The sequence below is a fragment of the Undibacterium sp. Ji42W genome, assembly GCF_049340405.1.
Classification (GTDB): Bacteria; Pseudomonadota; Gammaproteobacteria; order Burkholderiales; family Burkholderiaceae_D; genus Undibacterium.
In genome coordinates, this window is record NZ_JBMPOV010000011.1 from 207,051 (window position 1) to 225,459 (window position 18,409).

At 50.6% G+C, this 18,409-nt stretch carries 19 protein-coding genes; 9 read left to right on the forward strand and 10 right to left on the reverse strand.

The window, feature by feature from the left end:
* The 6 genes from ccoP to ACO0LG_RS23235 all read left to right on the forward strand — a co-directional run bounded on the left by ccoP (position 1) and on the right by ACO0LG_RS23235 (position 5,618).
* On the forward strand, positions 1-1,002 hold the full coding sequence (ccoP, locus tag ACO0LG_RS23210; RefSeq protein ID WP_423029912.1) for a cytochrome-c oxidase, cbb3-type subunit III: 1,002 nt from the start codon (positions 1-3) through the stop codon (positions 1,000-1,002).
* 141 nt (positions 1,003-1,143) lie between these two features.
* Entirely contained in the window at positions 1,144-2,556 is a 1,413-nt protein-coding gene (gene ccoG / locus ACO0LG_RS23215; protein ID WP_423029913.1) for a cytochrome c oxidase accessory protein CcoG, read from the forward strand.
* 9 nt (positions 2,557-2,565) lie between these two features.
* A complete protein-coding gene (locus ACO0LG_RS23220; RefSeq protein ID WP_423029914.1) occupies positions 2,566-3,111 on the forward strand; it encodes a FixH family protein in 546 nt (181 codons plus the stop codon).
* Positions 3,112-3,170: 59 nt separating this feature from the next.
* Positions 3,171-3,428: a hypothetical protein gene (locus ACO0LG_RS23225; protein ID WP_422953096.1), complete on the forward strand. Its 258-nt coding sequence runs from the start codon at positions 3,171-3,173 to the stop codon at positions 3,426-3,428.
* Between the two features lie 8 nt (positions 3,429-3,436).
* Positions 3,437-4,840: an oxygen-independent coproporphyrinogen III oxidase gene (gene hemN, locus ACO0LG_RS23230; RefSeq protein ID WP_423029915.1), complete on the forward strand. Its 1,404-nt coding sequence runs from the start codon at positions 3,437-3,439 to the stop codon at positions 4,838-4,840.
* Between the two features lies 1 nt (position 4,841).
* On the forward strand, positions 4,842-5,618 hold the full coding sequence (locus tag ACO0LG_RS23235) for a sulfite exporter TauE/SafE family protein (RefSeq protein WP_423029916.1): 777 nt from the start codon (positions 4,842-4,844) through the stop codon (positions 5,616-5,618).
* 14 nt (positions 5,619-5,632) lie between these two features.
* On the opposite strand, the gene ACO0LG_RS23240 is transcribed toward ACO0LG_RS23235, so the two are convergent.
* From ACO0LG_RS23240 to trpS, 10 genes are all read right to left on the reverse strand, one after another.
* The gene (locus tag ACO0LG_RS23240) at positions 5,633-5,956 is read right to left on the reverse strand and encodes a flagellar basal body rod C-terminal domain-containing protein (protein ID WP_423029917.1); all 324 of its coding nucleotides are present in this window, start codon (positions 5,954-5,956) and stop codon (positions 5,633-5,635) included.
* A gap of 128 nt (positions 5,957-6,084) precedes the next feature.
* Positions 6,085-8,022 (reverse strand): MASE3 domain-containing protein, encoded by a 1,938-nt coding sequence (locus tag ACO0LG_RS23245; protein ID WP_423029918.1) that lies wholly within the window; start codon positions 8,020-8,022, stop codon positions 6,085-6,087.
* 166 nt (positions 8,023-8,188) lie between these two features.
* Positions 8,189-9,028, reverse strand: a complete 840-nt coding sequence (locus ACO0LG_RS23250) for a universal stress protein (RefSeq protein WP_423029919.1) — start codon at positions 9,026-9,028, stop codon at positions 8,189-8,191.
* A 109-nt stretch (positions 9,029-9,137) separates the two neighbouring features.
* The gene (locus ACO0LG_RS23255; protein ID WP_423029920.1) at positions 9,138-10,025 is read right to left on the reverse strand and encodes a helix-turn-helix domain-containing protein; all 888 of its coding nucleotides are present in this window, start codon (positions 10,023-10,025) and stop codon (positions 9,138-9,140) included.
* A 30-nt stretch (positions 10,026-10,055) separates the two neighbouring features.
* Complete coding sequence (locus ACO0LG_RS23260; RefSeq protein ID WP_423029921.1) at positions 10,056-10,439, reverse strand: response regulator; 384 nt, start codon at positions 10,437-10,439, stop codon at positions 10,056-10,058.
* Positions 10,440-10,673: 234 nt separating this feature from the next.
* Positions 10,674-11,315 (reverse strand): response regulator, encoded by a 642-nt coding sequence (locus tag ACO0LG_RS23265; protein ID WP_423029922.1) that lies wholly within the window; start codon positions 11,313-11,315, stop codon positions 10,674-10,676.
* Positions 11,316-11,439: 124 nt separating this feature from the next.
* A complete protein-coding gene (locus ACO0LG_RS23270) occupies positions 11,440-11,895 on the reverse strand; it encodes a universal stress protein (protein WP_423029923.1) in 456 nt (151 codons plus the stop codon).
* Positions 11,896-12,026: 131 nt separating this feature from the next.
* Positions 12,027-12,911 carry a dienelactone hydrolase family protein gene (locus tag ACO0LG_RS23275; protein WP_423029924.1) on the reverse strand — a complete coding sequence of 295 codons (885 nt, stop codon included), beginning with the start codon at positions 12,909-12,911 and terminating at the stop codon, positions 12,027-12,029.
* On the reverse strand, positions 12,911-14,137 hold the full coding sequence (locus ACO0LG_RS23280; RefSeq protein ID WP_423029925.1) for a winged helix-turn-helix domain-containing protein: 1,227 nt from the start codon (positions 14,135-14,137) through the stop codon (positions 12,911-12,913). The genes ACO0LG_RS23275 and ACO0LG_RS23280 overlap by 1 nt, the downstream gene beginning before the upstream one ends.
* Positions 14,138-14,191: 54 nt before the next feature.
* Positions 14,192-15,211: a tryptophan--tRNA ligase gene (gene trpS, locus ACO0LG_RS23285; protein WP_423029926.1), complete on the reverse strand. Its 1,020-nt coding sequence runs from the start codon at positions 15,209-15,211 to the stop codon at positions 14,192-14,194.
* A 307-nt stretch (positions 15,212-15,518) separates the two neighbouring features.
* On the opposite strand from trpS, the gene hemC reads away from it, so the two are divergent.
* The 3 genes from hemC to ACO0LG_RS23300 are packed head-to-tail and all read left to right on the forward strand — an operon-like array spanning position 15,519 to position 18,409.
* Positions 15,519-16,466, forward strand: coding sequence for a hydroxymethylbilane synthase (gene hemC / locus ACO0LG_RS23290; RefSeq protein WP_423029927.1), 948 nt, complete (start codon positions 15,519-15,521; stop codon positions 16,464-16,466).
* 12 nt (positions 16,467-16,478) lie between these two features.
* Positions 16,479-17,252 (forward strand): uroporphyrinogen-III synthase, encoded by a 774-nt coding sequence (locus ACO0LG_RS23295; RefSeq protein WP_423029928.1) that lies wholly within the window; start codon positions 16,479-16,481, stop codon positions 17,250-17,252.
* Positions 17,249-18,409: a uroporphyrinogen-III C-methyltransferase gene (locus ACO0LG_RS23300; protein ID WP_423029929.1), complete on the forward strand. Its 1,161-nt coding sequence runs from the start codon at positions 17,249-17,251 to the stop codon at positions 18,407-18,409. Before ACO0LG_RS23295 ends, ACO0LG_RS23300 begins: the two co-directional genes overlap by 4 nt.

The window sequence follows — 18,409 nt, forward strand, 5'->3', positions numbered from 1 at the left end:
ATGGCAGATTTTTTTAATGAATGGTGGAGTATCGGCATCGCCATCGCCACGGCCTTGTCCATGCTGGCTTGCGTTTTACTGTTGTGGTCCCAATCCAAGGTCAAGGTCAAAGTCGGGGGTGACGGTAAGCCTTTGCCCGCAGAAACCACCGGCCATGTCTGGGATGGCGATTTGATGGAGCAAAACAATCCGTTGCCAAAATGGTGGATTTGGCTGTTTTACTTGACAGTGATATATAGCGCCGGTTATCTGGTGGTATACCCTGGCTTTGGTAAATGGCAAGGTACATTTGGCTGGAGTCAAAAGGGTGCGTATGAAAAAGAAATGAGAGATGGTGAAGCGCAGTATGGCCCCATCTTCAATAGGTACCTGGCCATGGACATCAAGGCGGTTGCCAAAGATGCGCAGGCACATGAAATTGGTCAGCGCCTGTTCCTCAACACTTGCGCGCAATGCCATGGTTCGGACGCGCAGGGTGGCAAGGGCTATCCCAACCTGACTGATACTGACTGGCTGTATGGTGGTGATCCACAAACCATCCTCACCACCATACGCGAAGGCCGTCATGGTCAGATGCCTCCAATGGGCGCGGCACTTGGCACCGATGACGATGTCAGGAATGTGGCCAACTATGTGTTGAGCCTGTCGAATTCAGCGCACGATCCTATCAAGGCCGCATTGGGTAAACCTAAATTTGCTGCATGCGCTGCCTGTCATGGTGGTGACGGCAAGGGCAATCAGGCACTAGGTGCACCAAATCTGACAGACAAGGTCTGGCTGTATGGTGGCGGTATTGAGAACGTTATGGAAACCATCAACAAGGGGCGCAATAACCAGATGCCAGCCCACAAGGCTATTTTGACTGAGGGCAAGATACATTTGCTGGCAGCCTACGTCTGGAGCTTGTCCAATAATCCTGCTGCTGCCCAGATCAGTGATACGGATGTCAAAGCGGTTGGGCAGATTGTTGGTCGTACGAGCGAAGCAGCATCAGATAAATAAGCAACACATAAGTCAACTTATTAACCTTTGAAAACCATGCATGCGCCAATCACAGACAGGGAGGAGAAATGATCACGCAACACGCTCCGCCTGTACGGGTTGGCACTGTCATTTTGTCTTACTAAGAAAAACAGAATCAAGATGAAGCACATACCCATAATCCCAGTGCCTATAGTAGAAGCTGAGTTGGCGCTTTTTGAAGAACGCAGGAAAATTTATCCGCGTTCACAAACTGGCTGGTTCTCTTCATGGCGCTGGGTGCTGGTGTTTTTTACCCAGGCTTTGTTTTATGGTACAGCCTGGCTGAACTGGAATGACAGGCAAGCAGTTTTATTTGATCTGGTTGCCCGTAAATTTTATATTTTTGGCTTGGTTTTATGGCCCCAGGATTTTATTTACCTGGCAGTCTTGCTGGTCATTTCAGCCTTGAGCCTGTTCTTGTTTACTGCCATTGCTGGCAGGGTGTTTTGCGGTTATGCCTGCCCGCAAACCGTGTATACCGAAATTTTCCTATGGATAGAACACAAGATAGAAGGCGAGCGGAATGCAAGAATGAAGCTCGACGCTTCATCTATGTCGGCGCGCAAATTCTTGCTCAAATGCATCAAGCATTTTATCTGGATAGCGTTGGCATTGTGGACCGGTTTTACCTTTGTCGGTTATTTCACGCCTATACATGAGCTGGCGATAGGCGTGGGTAGCTTTACGCTGGGTCCTTGGGAGACTTTCTGGTTTCTGTTCTACGGTTTTGCCACTTATGGCAATGCAGGCTGGATGCGTGAGCAAGTCTGTAAATACATGTGTCCTTATGCTCGCTTCCAGAGTGCCATGTTTGATAAGGACACGCTGATCGTTACTTATGATGCAGCGCGTGGTGACCCGCGTGGTTCAAGAAACAAGAAGGTCGATTATAAATCACAGGGTTTGGGCGATTGCGTTGATTGTGGTATCTGCGTACAGGTTTGCCCAACCGGCATTGATATCCGCCAAGGCCTGCAATATGAGTGCATTGCCTGCGGTGCCTGTATTGATGGTTGTGATCAGGTGATGGACAAGATGGGCTATGAGCGGGGCTTGATACGCTATACCACTGAGCATGCGCTGACCAGAAAGCTGGATGACAAAGCCATGTGGAAGCGTGTATTCCGCATACGTACGCTGATTTATGGTGGCCTGCTGGGCTGTATCATTTTAGTGGCTGCCGTTTCTCTGGCATTGCATACGCCGTTAAAGGTTGATGTCATCAAAGACCGCAGCATGCCCAAAGTGACTGAGGCAGGTGCAATAGAAAATGTCTATCGTCTGCAAGTCATGAACACCCAGGAGTCGGCGCGGCGTTACAGTGTGGCAGTAGAAGGCGCCGCAGGCGCGGTTATTGTCAATCCTGCGAATCTGGAAGTCGGCTCTGCGAGCACAAAAGCTTTTCCTGTCAGGGTCAGGGTGCCAGCCGACGCATTGGCAAGCGGGTCTAATCGCATACGTTTTGTCGTCAAGGATATTGATACTCCAGAAGTAACGGTGACTGAAAAAGCCGTGTTTACTATTCCACGTTAGGAGAAGAAAATGGAAGCCAGTCTGATGCCCCCAAAATCCAGACGCGATATCTGGTACAAAGAACCCTGGCTATTGCTGGTAGCTGGCGGCCCGGCCTTTGTGGTTTGTGCCAGTCTATATACAGGCTACATCGCCTTGCACGGTGCTGACAAGGTCGTGGCCGAAGACTATTACAAGCAGGGCTTGATGATCAACAAGGATATACAGCGCGATGCCAGGGCCAGGGAATTGCAACTGAATGCCTATATCAATGCCGACTTTGCCAAAGGCAAGATCGTATTGCAAATCAATGGCAAGGGCAATTTGCCCGAAACCATACAACTGAGCCTGGCAAATGCAGCAGTTGGTGGTAATTCAGTCAGTGAGGTGATTCGTCGCTTGCCGATGAAGCGTACGGCAACCGGACAATACGAAGCTGAGCTCAAGCTGATGCCAAATGCCGGAGAACAAGCAGTAAAACTGTTTCATATCAAACTGGAGACTACAGACTGGCGCCTGACTGGTGACTGGTTTGATCCAGGACAAAAACCAGTGCAACTGAATGCGGCAAAATGAATTCACTTCCCTGAAATTTGCTGACCTAAGGCTGGACTATCACTAGAAGGGGACAGGATTTGGAAAATAGCACTATCACATCACGTAAACCACAATTGCGTTCTATGTTGATGATCGTTTTGTGGCCAGCTTTTTTGATGGCCTGTGCGGCAACCGGTTTGTTTTTTAGCCTGGTTGATCCCATGGAATTGATTGTGCTGGACAGGCGCCTGCAGATGCATGAAACAGGTGTTTATACCATAGGTTTTTTTGCCTTTTGGTTGCTCGGGATTCTGTCTAGTGGTCTGACGGCCTTGCTTGTGCAAAAAGCACATTGAGACCTATCATGAAAATGAACGAAGCGGCTGCATTTCCAGCAATAGAAATTCCAGAAGCACTAATACGCCGTTTCGATAGCCTGGGGCCCCGTTACACGTCATACCCCACGGCGGACAAGTTTGCAGAAACTTTCACGGTGGGGTCGTACATACTCTATCTGGAAGAACGCAGCCGTTTGCTGAACAAGCCACCATTATCGCTATACATACACATTCCGTTTTGTGCATCGCTGTGTTATTACTGTGCCTGCAATAAAGTTATCACCAAAGACCGCGGACGTTCAGCCAAGTATCTGGAATACCTGGCCAAGGAATTGAAGCTGGTGACAGCGCATTTGCATGCGCGTGAAACCCTGAGCCAGTTGCATCTTGGTGGCGGTACGCCGACCTTTCTTAGTCATGCGGAGTTGCGTCAGCTGATGCAGATGCTGCGTGAACATTTTGACTTTACCGACGATGCCGAAATCTCCATAGAGATAGATCCACGTACTGTCACTACCGAAACCTTGCAATTACTGGCAGAACTGGGTTTCAACCGCACCAGTCTCGGTGTGCAGGATTTCAATGAAGATGTGCAAAAAGCAGTGCACCGCGTACAGCCTTATGAAATGGTGGCCGCTACGATGGCCGATAGCCGGGCCTGTGGTTTCGAGTCTATCAATTTTGATTTGATCTATGGCTTGCCGAAACAGGATCTGGAGAGTTTTTCACAGACACTGGATCAGGTTATTGCACTGTCTCCCGCTCGCATTGCGCTCTACAACTATGCGCACCTGCCCACACGTTTCAAACCTCAGCGCCGAATTGCTGACGCAGATTTACCTTCCGCTGAACAGCGACTGCAGATTTTCCTGATGTCGATACGACGTTTGCTGGCAGAAGGCTATGTGTATATAGGTCTGGACCATTTTGCCAAACCGGACGACAGCCTCGCAATGGCAACGCTGGATGGCAGTTTGCACCGGAATTTCCAGGGATATACCACGCGGTCAGACTGCGATCTCATCGCTCTGGGTTTGTCGGCCATAGGCAAAGTGGGAGCATCTTATGGCCAGAATCTGCGCACCCTGGATGAATACTATGCCAGCCTGGACCAGAGCATATTACCTGTAGAAAAAGGTTATCATCTGAATGTGGATGATATCTTGCGTCGCCAGGTCATCATGAGTCTGATGTGTAGCAATACTCTGATTTTCAACTGCCTTGAAATACAATATGGAATTTCTTTCCCCGACTATTTTTCTGATGAGCTACAGAGGCTGCAAGGCTATGCAAAAGAAGGCATAGTTTTGGTGGATGACAGCAGCATCAGTATCCCGCCCAAAGGCCGTTTGTTTGTACGCGCGCTGGCGATGGTTTTTGACCGCTATCTGTCGCAGCAATCAGGTGCCAGATATTCAAAACTGATCTGACATGCTTACCCTTCCTTTGGTCTTTGCCGCAATGACAGCCGGTGCCATAGGCGGGGTGCACTGCGCTGGCATGTGTGGTGGTATTTCCGCGTTGCTGACGCGGTCCGGGCAGGGGGCTTACGGAACTGCGGGCAAAATCATTCCCATTGCCCTGGCAGAGCGGGGAGCGCTCAGGCAGGCTTCATTTGGTTTGTCTGCCAGCCTGCAGCATCAGATCATGCTGCAGGGCGGGCGCATTTTTACTTACATGATTGCCGGTACTGTACTCGGCGGCTTGGGCGCAGCAGGTTTGTTGTTCAAGCCTTACCTGCCCGTGCAGCAAATCATGTTTGTCATTGGCAATCTGATGTTGATACTGTTAGGTTTACGTGTGCTCGGATTGCTGCCCCGCCTTGCTATTTTGCAAAACCTGCTGGCGGAGTTGCATGCAAGATTGACTGGCAGACTGCCTTCGTTGCGCCAGATCGCGCGGCATCCATTTTTGTTGGGCATGGGCTGGGGTTGTTTGCCTTGCGGACTTTTGTACGGTGTTGCACCATTCGCCTTATTGTCTGGCGATGCCTGGTCTGGTGCTGTGCTGATGCTGGTGTTTGGGCTGTTTGCATTACCACATTTATTGCTGACCCAGGCAGTCATGCAACAGGCGCAAAATAAAATCATCATGCGTGGCTTGCGCTATCTGGGGGCGGCAGTCATGCTGGGAATAGGTGGATTTGGGCTTTGGTATTTTGATATGAAGGATATGCCATCCTTCCTGTGTCTAGTGCCAGCGGCTTAGCAGGAAGGTGCTCTTCAGGCCTTGATGTTGATCAGCGTGCCGAGTAACTCATCTTGCGTTTTGATAATTTTGGCAGACAGGTCAAAACCTGCTTTGAATTGTATCGATTGCACAATTTCACTGTTCAAGTCAGTGCCGCTCTGTTCTTGCGAGGCCAGGCTACTGCCTTCTTTACTGATATTGGCAATCACACCACCAGCAGGCTGTTCTTGAAAACTGACCTGCTGTGGAATAAAGCCTCCCGTACTGGCATTTGCCACATTATGCCCGGAGCTGTCGAGCGCACGAGCGTAAGCCTGGAGTCCTGAAAGGCCGCTATTGAGTGCTGAAACTGACATATGGGTGCTCCTGCTAGGCTACGATTTTATGTAAGCTTATACCGGATTCACCAAGTCTGCACGCTTCTTCAGTTTGCTTGATTTATTTGCATAACTTTTTTGCTTGGTTATTTGCATAGTTTATTGTATTAGCTTAGTGGTAAATTAATCTTCAGTTGGGTTCCTTCTCCCGGCTGGCTATCGACCAGGAATTCGCCGTGCATGGCCTTGACACGCTCACGCATGCCGACCAGGCCAAAAGAACGTGATTTGCGCATCTCATCTGCGTCTATACCTTTGCCATTGTCGGTAATGCTAAAGCTTAGCTTGTCAGGGGTGCGCCCGAAAGTAATTTGCACTTCTGTCGCATCTGCATGCCTGACTACATTGGTCAATGATTCCTGGACGATACGGAAAATCGCTGTACTGCGTACATCATCAAGTGCCAGTTGTTCTTCGTTTGCCTGCAAGTCACAAGCTATGCCATGACGCTGGGAAAAATCTTTTTGTAAGGTTTGCAGGGCGAAATAAAGCCCACCTTCATCCAGCGCGCGCGGTCTGAGATCGGTGGCGATGCGTCTTAATGTGGTAATTGAAGTCAGTAATAACTGATCCATGCTATTGATGGTTTGCTGGGTCTTGCCTGTCAAGACGCTGTCTCTTTGCAGGAGTGATAAATCCATGCGCAGCGCAGCCAGTAACTGACCGAGATCATCATGCAGCTCACGGGCAATGTGCTTGCGTTCTTCTTCGCGTATGCTTTGCAGGGCTGCTGATAATTGTGTCAATTCATCGTGATAAAGCGCCATTTTTTCTTTGGCTACTTTACGCTCAGTGATGTCGCGGAAGATGACGGTATAAAAACGTTTACCGTTTTCTATCTGGCTTGAAATTGAAGCTTCTATCGGAAACTCATCACCATTGGCTTTCACGCCGGTGACATAAAAATCTTCAAAATTACCACCCATCTTCCTGCGGGTTTCGCCAGTTTCGCCGAATTGCTGCACATGTTTGCCGTGCACTTTGCGATGACGCTCTGGTAATACAAGATCAAGTGAAGCCCCCATCAGATCACCGACTTCATAACCGAAAGTGGCAGCAGCAGCGGGATTGACGAGGATGATGGATTGCGACTCGTTGATGGTGATGATGCCGTCTATGGCAGTATCTATCATGCGGCTCAGGCGTTCACGCTCCGTGCTGAGCTCGGCTGCAGAGTGCGCCAGGTTCTGGCTGGTTTCTGCCAGGCTGGCGTACGGGGTGTGGATATTTACCGCGACCATGCCGCGGTAAATGGCGATGGCTGCCATTAACTGGAACACATGGCCGATGGCGACGAAGACATCATTGCCATCGGCATAAATGGCAAAATACACTTCCGAGATGGCCAGCAGGGTGGCAGCAAGAAACAGCGGAGCGCGTTCTATCTGCAGGCGTTCACCTTGCTTGTTAGGCCCCGCAGACCCAGAAATGGCCTTGCCCCGTTTGTCCAATTGATAGGCCGTGAAGAGATTGGTGGCAATCAGACCTGCTTCACACGCTATTTTGAAAGAGGTTTGCCCTTCACCGTCGACATAGGTCAGCGGCAGCAGATGCGGAAGTGCGAACACCGTCATCATCCATCCGGCTGTGGCGATCAATCCTGCAATCAAGACGAAATAAGCTTGGGCCGGGCTGATGTCTGAATCATCAGGTGCCAATGCCAGCCCCAGCAAGGTAGTGGCAATGAATGAACGCGACAGCAGCCAGAACAACAGAGATTTATGCATGTCTGCAGCATCAGGAAAGCCGGGCATGCCCTGAAAGCTTATGGCATGCATCAGGCCCAGGATGGCAGTACACAAAAATGCCACCGCGAGGATGACGCTGCTTTTTTTCCTCGCGCCGCCAAAGGCATTCCAGCAAACAATGAATACCGATGTGAAAATCACGATGGTAATGGTTTCGAGCACGGTATGTACCGGCAGAGGTGCTGGCATCTGTATGGCAGACAAGGATGTGTGGTTCAACCATAAAACAGTCGATAGCAAGGCGAGCACGCCTGCTACCCATCGTGCTTTGACCATACCGGGATAATCATGTGCCATGTGGTTTTGTTTTATTCAAATGAGACCAGTATTCTAATTCGTAAACGTCTGCATGAAAGTCTTCATAAAAGTTTGCATGGAACTAAAGCAGGTGCTGATTAAAATGAAAATGACACTCCTTTTGCGAGGAGTGCCATTTGTCATGCCTGAAATCGTGACGTGCAGCCTAATGCGACATCAATACTGGCAGCGTCATGCTTTGCAAGATGGTTCTGGTGACACCACCCATGATCATTTCGCGGAAGCGTGAATGACCATAAGCGCCCATGACCAGCAAATCATTGTCCTGATCATGTGACAGCGACAGTAGTGCATTGCCTATGTCAGTCGAAGTTTTATGCACGCCAACTTCTACCTTGATGCCATGTCTTGCCAGGTACAGGGCGATATCGGCACCTGGCTGTTCACCATGGCTGTCAGGTACGGCTTTGGGATTGAAAATCGCCACATGCACAAGCTCTGCACGGCGTAGCAAGGGAATTGCATCGGTGATGGCACGGGTGGATTCACGGCTGGCATCCCAGGCAATCAAAGGGCGTCTTGCAACTGAGGTGATGTCGCCAACATAAGGAACGATCAGGACAGGGCGGCCTGAATTCATGATCAGGTATTCAGGAAAGTCGGGCAATACCGAAGGCGAGGGTTCATCACGGTTGGTCTGGCCGATGACCACCAGGTCGCTATACCTGGCTTGCAGGCCAACGCCACCACCGGCTTCATCATTGGCGATTACGCTTTCATACGAATTCACGCCTAAAGCCTGGGCCTGCTGATTGAAACTGGCAACAGCTTTTTCTGCGCGTTCGCGCAAATAGCTGAGGTGTATGCTCAGATTGGGATCGTTGGCACTGATATTGCCATCCTGATAGATAAAGCGGGAGACGCCGGTGACGGCGGTTCCTGTCAGATGGGCTTCGTCAGCCTTGGCAATTTCTGCTGCAACACGGACACGGAAGTTGGAGCGTTCAGATTCATCGACATGAACCAAGATGGTTTTGTATGGCATGTTTTACTCCTTTGATGTGAAATCTGGGAAAGAAAACAAATACAAGTTCAGCCATCTTTTTACCATGGTAAACATGGCAAAAAGAGCTTGCTACTTGTTAAAGCTTACACTAGTTTAAGGCAACGGCAATTTCTTTGCCCCATTGCGGCAATAAATTCTTGCCAACTAAAGCCGAGACTTTCTCGCTGACCTTGATGCGCGCCTTGGCAGGTGGCAGGCGGCGCAGAGTTTTCAGCGCAGTTACATCATTCAGGGCGATCTGGCGCTGATCGACGCTGATCAGGCCCATTTCATTGAAGGCCGACAGGGTGCGGCTGACGGTTTCCAGTGTCAGGCCCAGATAACTGCCTATTTCATGACGGGTCATGCGCAAATTGAAGGTCTTGCCAGAATAACCAAGCTGGCTGAAACGTTCACCCAGGGTCGTCAGGAAGCGGGCAACCTTGGCTTCTGCACTCAGGGCGCTGAGCATGCCTATCATGATCTGTTCTCGTACCAGTTCGCGGCTCATGACGCTAAACATGGCTTGCTCGAGTTCTGCATAAATGCGACCCAATGCAGAGAAGGTTTTATAAGGCAGCAGGATGATGTCGCAATCCGAGAGTGCAACAGCTTCAGACGCATGATGCTGGTTATGTATGCCATCTATGCCCAGCAAATCGCCTTTCATGGGGAAGCTCAGGACTTGTTCATTGCCGTATTCATCAAGCAGTACGGTTTTCAGAAACCCTGAATTGACGATGTACAAGGTGTCAAAATCCTGGCCTATGGTATGAATTCTCTGACCAGCTTTGAAGCGTACGTGCTGAAACAGTACTTCTTCATCTGCTGACGCGGCTGGGGTAGGGATGCGCAAGAGTTCACAGACTTCGCGCAGATTCGACCAGAGATTGCCATGACAGCGCCAGCCAGCCTCGTTGGAGATGGCTGGAAAGGCAGTTTTGCTGGCAGCGGAAGGCAGGCTGTTTGCGCTTGTGTTGAAGGCTGCTGTGGTCATGATATTTCCCTTGTAAGGTAAGGACACTGATTAATTGATTTGATGATTTGAATCCGGTTGCTGCCAGCGCAGCAGATAATCTTGTAGCAGGCCAAAGTCAGTCGATTTATCGAGGAAACCATCTGCACCAGCCTGCAGGGCATGCTGGCGGTTGTTTTCGGTTGCGTGATTTGTCAGTACTACCACTTTGATCCCTGGCTTGCTTTGTTTGATGTTCTTTAAAAACTGCAAACCATTACCATCAGCGAGTTGTATATCGAGTATCAAGGCGTGGGCATCATTGCCCAGCAGGGCCTGATAGGCGCTGCTCATATCGCTTGCTACGCCGAGTACATGCATGCCGGGCACTTCTTCCACGAACCGTATCAAACGGTTCTGGATCAGGACTGAATCTTCGAGGATGTACAGGTTCATGTTTTTGGCTTGCTGTGTGCGTTTGCTCAGACTCTATTATCGTGAGCATGGACTTTGATTTAAATCAGGAGATGCTGATTTGAACTGTCAGATTTGGCGCTGCCGGGGTAGGAATATTCCTAGAAAGCAATTTGCATGACGTGATACAGCGCAGCCATTCCGCTTGGGGTAGCTGCGCTGTATCAGAGCTAGTTCAGATGTATTGTGGGAGAGTGCGGAAGTAGAAGGGGCTGCTTACGCCTGTGGCTGCAAGAGATGGTGGGCAACGGCGTACTGCACCAGGTCAGACAAATTACTCATATTCATCTTTTGCATGATACGGGTCTTGTGCGTGCTGACAGTCTTCACGCTCAGATGCAGGAGTTCACCAATTTCAGTGATGGACTTGCCTTTGACCAGGTGGGTGAACACTTCAAATTCACGGTCAGACAGGCTGGTGTGCGGCTGGCTGTCGTCCGCAGGCATGGCGCTCATGGCCAGTTGCTCTGCCACTTCTATGCTGATATACGGGCGGCCAGAAGCAACTTTGCGCAAGGCAGTGACCAGTTGTGTACCTGCACTTTCCTTGGTCAGATAGCCGCGTGCGCCAGCGCGTATGGCGCGCACGGCATACTGTTCTTCTTCATGCATGGTCAGTATCAGGATAGGTAGTTTGGGGAATTCATCCTTGATCTGCCGTATCAGATCAACGCCGCTACGGCCAGGCATGGACAAGTCCATCAGCAAGACATCAAATTCGATAGTGCGTACTTTTTCCAGGGTATCGAAACCATCTACTGCCTCGGCAACTACCTGTATGTCTTCTATGCCATCAAGTATGCGTTTCAGTCCTTCACGCATGATGGTGTGGTCGTCAGCAATCAGGATACGGGTCATAGGGACAATAGCAACAGTACATGTTCGGTGGTGCAGCCGGCACTTTCTTGTACCAGTGCAAAGATAGCCACTATTGTACTGTACGCTGACGCCGTATGTGTTGCGGTACTGGCTTATTGACGATTTAGTGATGCTTGATCCTGTGTACCAATACAGGGATCTGGCACAATGACAAGACTTTGGTGGTGACACTGCCGAGTATGAATTGGCCCAGGCCGCTACGGCCATGTGAGCCCATGAAGATGAGGTCGCAGGCATATTCTTGCGCAGTGTGGACGATTTCCTTGGCGGTGGAATCGTTGAATTGTATGGCCTCCTGATATGCCAGTCCAGCGGTAGCAGCGGCTTCTCGGATGGGGCGCAAATAATTTTCTGCCATGGTCTGCATTGCTGCCTGGTATTCTCCTTCAGTCGGCCCATTAGGCGGGACTATATCTACATAAAGCGGATATTGATAATTACCCGCAACAAAAACAGCAACCACTTCTGCCTGTAATTGTTGGGCAAATTCCAGTCCTGCTGCAACACAGGCATGCGACAGTTCAGAGCCGTCAGTGGGTAACAAGATTCTGGAATACATATTCTGTGCCTTTCATCGTTGAGCTTGCAATCAGTATGCTCAACGATTGTTGCACCAGCTTTGATTCCAAACAAGCTATTTGATGAATTATTCAGCAATCATGGGGCGCTTATCCTGCATTTATTGCACACTCATTGCGCGCTCAAATGCTGTTTGAGAAACAGTAGCATTTCTTTGTAGGCAAGTTCTTTGGCTGCCGGGTTGCTGCCTGTCGTCACACCTTGACCGGGATGTACGCCATTCGGCACATCCATGCGTTTGCGCACTGGAAGGTCTGGGGCATCAAAATCATGATAACTATCAGCAAAGACGCTGACCTTAACAGGTGATGGTGCGAGCATTTTTTCAAAGCTCACGCAAGGAGCCGCAGGTGTCCAGTCATCTTCTGCGCCTATCAGTATCAACAGGGGGGAGGCCAGGCGATAAGCGGGGTGTGCTTTCAAGTAGCCCTGGCAACCAGGATAAAAGGCCACTGCTGCTTTGGGGTAAAGATCATCCTTGCCAGCCGCTTTATGGGCAGTATTCAAGGCATTCAGCGTAGTAGAGCCACCATTCGACCAGCCGAGAAGGGCTATGTTTTTTACATCAACAGTAGCTTGCTTGCCCAGCCACTGCAAGGCTGCCTGCACATCCAGGCGCCGGTTGTTGGTGCTGATATCGCGGTTTTTGTAGGCGCTGCTGCAGATGCTATTTGTGCCGCGCGGGCGAAAACTGTCAGGCATCAGCACGTTGTAACCATTTTCCTGCAACAGCCTGGCCATATTATGATGCCTGGCATTCAGTTCCTGTTCATGTCCCTTGCGGGTGCTGTACAAGCCACCACAACCATGCAGGGCGATGACGGTAGGTGCGTTATCGGCATTACCACTGGCATGGAGCCAGAAGGCTTCGAGCTGGACCTGCTGGCCATTTTGCAGGTCCAGACTGGGGAAGCTGACTTTCTCAGGGGCGTCCGAAGCCATTGCTATTGGGCAGGCCAGCAGCAGGCTGATTAATAATGCGTATCTTGGAGACATTAAATCAGTGCCTTTAATAAAGGTGCCAGCTCTGCTGAACTACACCACGTCAATTGCAGATCATAGCATTCGTGCCATGCGGCGAATTCGCGCAAGGTTTTTGCCAGGTCAGTCGCAAAGGCTTGAGAAACACGTACACCTGATTCCAGATGCAGGGCTTTGATTTCCAGTATGCCATCCTTGCGATGGGCCTTGGCATCCATGCGCCCAATCAGTGCACCCTTGCGTAAGATCGGCAGGGTGAAATAGCCGTAACGCCGTTTTGGTGCTGGCGTATAGCATTCAAGTTTATAGTCGAAATCAAACAGGTCTATCGCGCGTTTCCTGTCCCACACCACCGGGTCAAAAGGTGAAAGGATACGGGTTGCGGTAGCTTTCAGCTTGTTCTGGCCGGCCTGTTCCAGCAAGTCCTGGCGATCGGGATGCACATAAAACAGGGCATCGTGTTGATCAACCGTGACCGGTATCAATAAACCTTCTTTGACCAGTTGTGCCGTCTGGTTACTGGCATCTGGTTTGCCCATGCGAAAATAATCACTGATCCAGTTTGCCTTGCAAATGCCAAGCGCACGGACGGATTGCAATATCTGTGTGCGCTCGCAATGCAGCACGGGTTTCAAATGTTTTCTGTCATTCCACTTGGGATGCACACGTTCACGCAAATCATAAATGCGCTGAAAATTATGGCGTTTGGCAACCATCACTTCACCGGTCGTGAACAAGACTTCCAGTGATCGTTTTTCCGGCTTCCATTCCCACCAGCCACCGCTTTTGCCATCTGTGCGTTCAAAGTCTGCCGAGCGGCTGGCACCATTTGCGTGGATATGCTGGCGCACGGTTTCTACCTGCGCAGCGTTTTCTTTGAGCCACTTGTGATTGTATTTCCAGCCCAGCCCCTGTGGCGACACCATCTGATGCCGGTACAGGCCGTAGTCTTCTATTGGCAAGAAGCAGGCTTCATGCGACCAGTATTCAAACAGATGGCCTTCTTCCAGCAATTCATGCAGCCATGCATGCGGATAATTGCCAAGGCGACTCCATAGCACCAGATAAGGGCTGCGCGCAACCACGCTGATGGTGTCAATCTGCAGTGCAGACATATTGCGTATGCAGGCCAGCACATCCTGTTTGCCCGCTTTGCGTGGCGAAGGATTTAACAAACCCTGCGCTGCCAGATGCAGGGCGCGAGCGGAACTGAGTGTCAGGTGGAAATCAGTTGCGCTCATAAAAATTTTTGCCCAGGATAACAGAGAGATCCAAGAGTTCGAATCTCCCGCAAATCAGAAGTGTTTCAAGCCAATTGCTGCCCTGACTTCATCGGTAGTTTGTGCAGCAATCTCACGCGCCTTACGTGTACCTTCCTTGAGTATTTGCAAGACCTGAGCACGGTCTTTGGCAAATTCTTCGCGGCGCTCACGAATCGGTTTTAGCATATCCTGCAAGATACCTTCCAGACGGGCTTTGACGATACTGTCACCCAGGCCACCACGGACATAATGGTCTTTCATTTCTTGCAGGCCTGCTTTATCTTCATCAAAGGCATCGAGGTAAATAAAGGCGACATTGCCTTCCAGATGGCCAGGGTCAGCCACGCGCAGATGCAGTGGGTCAGTGTAGACATTACGCACCGCTGCCTTGATTTCGGCAGGTGTGAAACCAAGATTGATGACGTTGCCGAGTGATTTGCTCATCTTGGCCTTGCCATCGACACCAGGCAGGCGGCCAATTTCAGGGACCAGCGCCTGACATTCCACCAAAATCTCTTTATTTGCCAGGCGGTTGAAGCGACGGACTATTTCATTGGTCTGTTCTATCATCGGTATCTGGTCTTCACCGACCGGTACCAGACTGGCCTTGAAGGCGCTGATATCTGCTGCCTGGCTGACCGGGTAAGTCAGGAAGCCGGCGGGGATGTCACGTTCAAAATTGCGCAGGGTGATTTCTTGTTTGATTGTCGGGTTGCGTTCCAAGCGCGCTACCGTGACCAGATTGAGGTAATAGAAAGTTAATTCTGTCAGCTCAGGGATTTGTGACTGGATCAGGATAGTTGATTTGGACGGATCGATACCAACAGCCAGGTAGTCAAGCGCCACTTCCATGACATTGTCATGGACCTTGGCTGGGTTTTCCATATTGTCAGTCAAAGCCTGGGCATCTGCCAGCATGATGTATTGCTCATATTGATTCTGGAATTTGACGCGGTTGCGCAGGCTGCCTACAAAGTGGCCAAGGTGCAGGGGGCCGGTAGGGCGGTCGCCCGTCAATATCAGGTGTTTTTTATCTTCGGTACCAGGGAGCATGCTAAATCCAGTTGGGTGATGCGATGAAATTGCTAATAGCGTAGAGTATGCGTAAAAAAGCCGCTTGTTCATGAGCGGCCTGACATATATCAAAGCGTGTTCTATGGCTATGATGCCGTTTTCAGGCTGACTATGTCAAGTTTGACCAGATTTGATGTGCTTCTATCCCCATTCTGCCGCTGCATTTAATTTAATTCACGCAAAACTATCATCTTGCCATGTGAATTACTTATAAAGTCATTTCCTGCAATGATAAAATCGTGCCTGGTTTTTGTATCCAGCTATTAAAGTTGAAAGTAGCCTTATTTTGACATCTTCAAGTTCTAAAAAATTGATTATTGCCTCACGCGAAAGCCGTTTGGCGATGTGGCAGGCCGAACATGTGCGCGACCGCCTGGCTGCACTTTACCCTGATTGGCAGATAGAAATTTTGGGCATGACGACCCGAGGTGACCAGATACTGGACCGTGCGCTGTCCAAAGTGGGCGGCAAAGGCCTGTTCGTCAAAGAGCTGGAAGTCGCTATGGCAGAAGGCCGCGCTGACCTGGCCGTGCATTCTCTCAAGGACGTACCCATGGATTTGCCCGAGGGCTTTACCTTGGCGGCAATTCTGGAACGTGAAGATCCGCGAGATGCCTTTGTTTCCAACGATTATGCCAGCCTGGATAGTTTGCCTGCTGGTGCCATCGTCGGCACCAGCAGCTTGCGCCGCCAGGCCCTCATTTCCGCCCGTTACCCGCATCTGGTGATACGCCCATTGCGCGGTAATCTGGATACCCGTTTGCGCAAGCTTGATAATGGCGAATATGCAGCCATCATCCTGGCCGCTGCTGGCCTCAAACGCCTGGGGGTGCCTGAACGCATACGCGCCTGTCTGGACCCCGAAGAAAGTTTGCCAGCAGCAGGGCAGGGCGCGATGGCAATAGAAATACCGGATAACAGGCCAGAGCTGCAAGCCATGTTGGTTGCTTTGAATCATACCGAGACTGCGCAGGCAGTGACGGCTGAGCGTACAGTATCCAAAGCCTTTGGCGGTAGTTGCCAAATCCCGCTGGCGGCTTTTGCGACAGTCAGCCAGGGGCAGATGCAGATTCGGGCCATGGTGGCCACGCCGGATGGCACCCGCATCGCCAGGGCAGAAGCTGCTGGTGCGGCTGATCAGCCGCATGCACTGGGCCTGAAGCTGGCACAAGCGCTATCTGCGCAAGATGCAGAGGCCATACTGGCGGTGTGCAAAGCCGAGATTACTGAGTGATATAGGCAAGGCATGCAGAATCACAAGGTCATACTGACGCGCCCGATTGCACAGGCTCAGGATTTTGCCCGGCAGGTAAAGGCCATGGGGCGTGAGGTAGCGCATTTCCCCTTGCTGGAGATAGCAGCGTTGGAAGACAATACTGCTCTGGTCACGCAATTAGGGCAGTTACAAGATTATGCCCTGATAGCCTTTGTCAGCCCGAATGCGATAGAGGCTTTTTTCCGGCATCTGACTAGCTTGCCAGCAAATCTGATTTTTGCGGTCATGGGAGAGGGCAGTCGGGCAAAACTTGCTGAATATGGCGTCAATGACCAGACTGCGACCATTTTACGTCCGCGCAATGTGCTGAAGACGGATTCTGAAACCCTGCTTGCCGAACTGGATCTGGATGTCTTGCGTGGTCAGAAAGTATTGATCATTCGCGGCGAATCTGGCAGGGAATTATTGGCCGAAGCCTTGCGTGCGCATGACGTAGAAGTGATGCAGGTCGCTGCTTATCGCAGGGTCAAACCAATACTGAATGATGGAAATAAAAAGCATTTAACACAATTGCTTGAAGCCGAGAATGACTGGGTCATCACCAGTTCGGAGGCTTTGCGCAATTTGTGTGACTATGTAGAGGCGCTGAATTTAAATAGTGGCGTGGCAAAAATGCAACGACAACATTTGCTGGTGCCACACAGCCGTATCGAGGAAACCGCACAATCTCTGGGGTTTCTGCACATAACCTTAACAGCTTCTGGCGACGAACAACTGCTTGTCGCGTTACAATCTCGTCTATGAGTGAACAGCAATCAAATCCCGATGCCGTCGTGACGGCAAATCCTGTCGATGCCCCGGCACGACAGCCAGCCCCAACTTTACCTGCAGAATCTGCAAAGGAGCCAGGCTGGGCGAATCCGGCCTATCTGGTTTCCGGTGTACTGGCGGTTTTACTTGCAGCTAACTGGTGGTCTTCACAAAACCAGATCAGTGGTTTGCGTGAAGAGGTCGCCAAGAGGCTGCAGACTGCGGATACCAATAGCAGCGAAACCAAGGTGTTGGCGCGCAATGTGCAAGAGACTGCCAAGGAAATCCAATCCAAGGTCATTCTGCTGGAAGGCAAACAGTCTGAAGCACAAAGCCAGCAACTGGCTCTGGAACAGTTGTATCAGGACTTGTCCAAGAATCGTGATGACTGGGCACTGGCCGAGATTGAACAGGTGCTGGCAACCGCCAGTCAGCAATTGCAACTGGCTGGTAACGTGCAAGGTGCTCTGATTGCCCTGCAAAATGCTGATGGACGCCTGGCAAAATCAGACAAGCCGCAATTTATTTCCATACGCCGGGCCATTGCCAAGGACATCGAGCGCTTGAAGTCTCTGCCAGCTCTGGATTTGCCAGGTGTAGCACTGCGTCTGGATAGCGTGATTGCCCAGATTGACCATATCCCATTATGGTCCGATGAAAAATCTGTGGTATCCGCCACGCCACCAAAGGCACCGTTGCGTGTCTTGCCAAAATCTTCAGTCACTGTAAAAACAGAAAAGAAGACTGTAGACGATGTCGAAGAGATTACCTGGAGCATGCGCCTGCAAGACGGCTGGCAGAGTTTTTCCAGTGAAATGTGGAATGAGGTTAAACAGTTGATACGCGTGCGAAATGTAGAAACGCCGGATGTGCTGTTGTTGACACCTTCGCAATCCTATTTCGCCCGCGAAAACTTGAAGCTGCGCTTATTGAATGCGAGGCTGGCGTTGTTGTCCAGGAATGAAAGTATTTTCAGAAGCGATATGATTGCTGCGCAAGATGCGATTGGCAAATATTTTGATACCCGCGCCAAGCAGACGCAGACTGTGCAAGCCTTGTTGCGTCAGGTGCAGGGTAGCAATTTGTCGATAGAAATGCCGACGCTGGGTGAGAGCCTGAATGCGGTACGTAACTATAAAGTGAAGCCATAA

Bases quoted from the DNA above. Each gene is read 5' to 3' on its own strand.
- ACO0LG_RS23295 (WP_423029928.1), top strand. From the start codon at position 16,479: ATGCAGAATCACAAGGTCATACTGACGCGCCCGATTGCACAGGCTCAG.
- trpS (WP_423029926.1), bottom strand. From the start codon at position 15,211: ATGCTCCCTGGTACCGAAGATAAAAAACACCTGATATTGACGGGCGAC.
- ACO0LG_RS23220 (WP_423029914.1), top strand. From the start codon at position 2,566: ATGGAAGCCAGTCTGATGCCCCCAAAATCCAGACGCGATATCTGGTAC.
- ACO0LG_RS23240 (WP_423029917.1), bottom strand. From the start codon at position 5,956: ATGTCAGTTTCAGCACTCAATAGCGGCCTTTCAGGACTCCAGGCTTAC.
- ACO0LG_RS23280 (WP_423029925.1), bottom strand. From the start codon at position 14,137: ATGAGCGCAACTGATTTCCACCTGACACTCAGTTCCGCTCGCGCCCTG.
- ACO0LG_RS23250 (WP_423029919.1), bottom strand. From the start codon at position 9,028: ATGCCATACAAAACCATCTTGGTTCATGTCGATGAATCTGAACGCTCC.
- ccoG (WP_423029913.1), top strand. From the start codon at position 1,144: ATGAAGCACATACCCATAATCCCAGTGCCTATAGTAGAAGCTGAGTTG.
- ACO0LG_RS23270 (WP_423029923.1), bottom strand. From the start codon at position 11,895: ATGTATTCCAGAATCTTGTTACCCACTGACGGCTCTGAACTGTCGCAT.
- ACO0LG_RS23265 (WP_423029922.1), bottom strand. From the start codon at position 11,315: ATGACCCGTATCCTGATTGCTGACGACCACACCATCATGCGTGAAGGA.
- ACO0LG_RS23300 (WP_423029929.1), top strand. From the start codon at position 17,249: ATGAGTGAACAGCAATCAAATCCCGATGCCGTCGTGACGGCAAATCCT.
- ACO0LG_RS23245 (WP_423029918.1), bottom strand. From the start codon at position 8,022: ATGGCACATGATTATCCCGGTATGGTCAAAGCACGATGGGTAGCAGGC.
- ACO0LG_RS23260 (WP_423029921.1), bottom strand. From the start codon at position 10,439: ATGAACCTGTACATCCTCGAAGATTCAGTCCTGATCCAGAACCGTTTG.
- hemN (WP_423029915.1), top strand. From the start codon at position 3,437: ATGAAAATGAACGAAGCGGCTGCATTTCCAGCAATAGAAATTCCAGAA.
- ccoP (WP_423029912.1), top strand. From the start codon at position 1: ATGGCAGATTTTTTTAATGAATGGTGGAGTATCGGCATCGCCATCGCC.
- ACO0LG_RS23275 (WP_423029924.1), bottom strand. From the start codon at position 12,911: ATGTCTCCAAGATACGCATTATTAATCAGCCTGCTGCTGGCCTGCCCA.
- ACO0LG_RS23235 (WP_423029916.1), top strand. From the start codon at position 4,842: ATGCTTACCCTTCCTTTGGTCTTTGCCGCAATGACAGCCGGTGCCATA.
- ACO0LG_RS23255 (WP_423029920.1), bottom strand. From the start codon at position 10,025: ATGACCACAGCAGCCTTCAACACAAGCGCAAACAGCCTGCCTTCCGCT.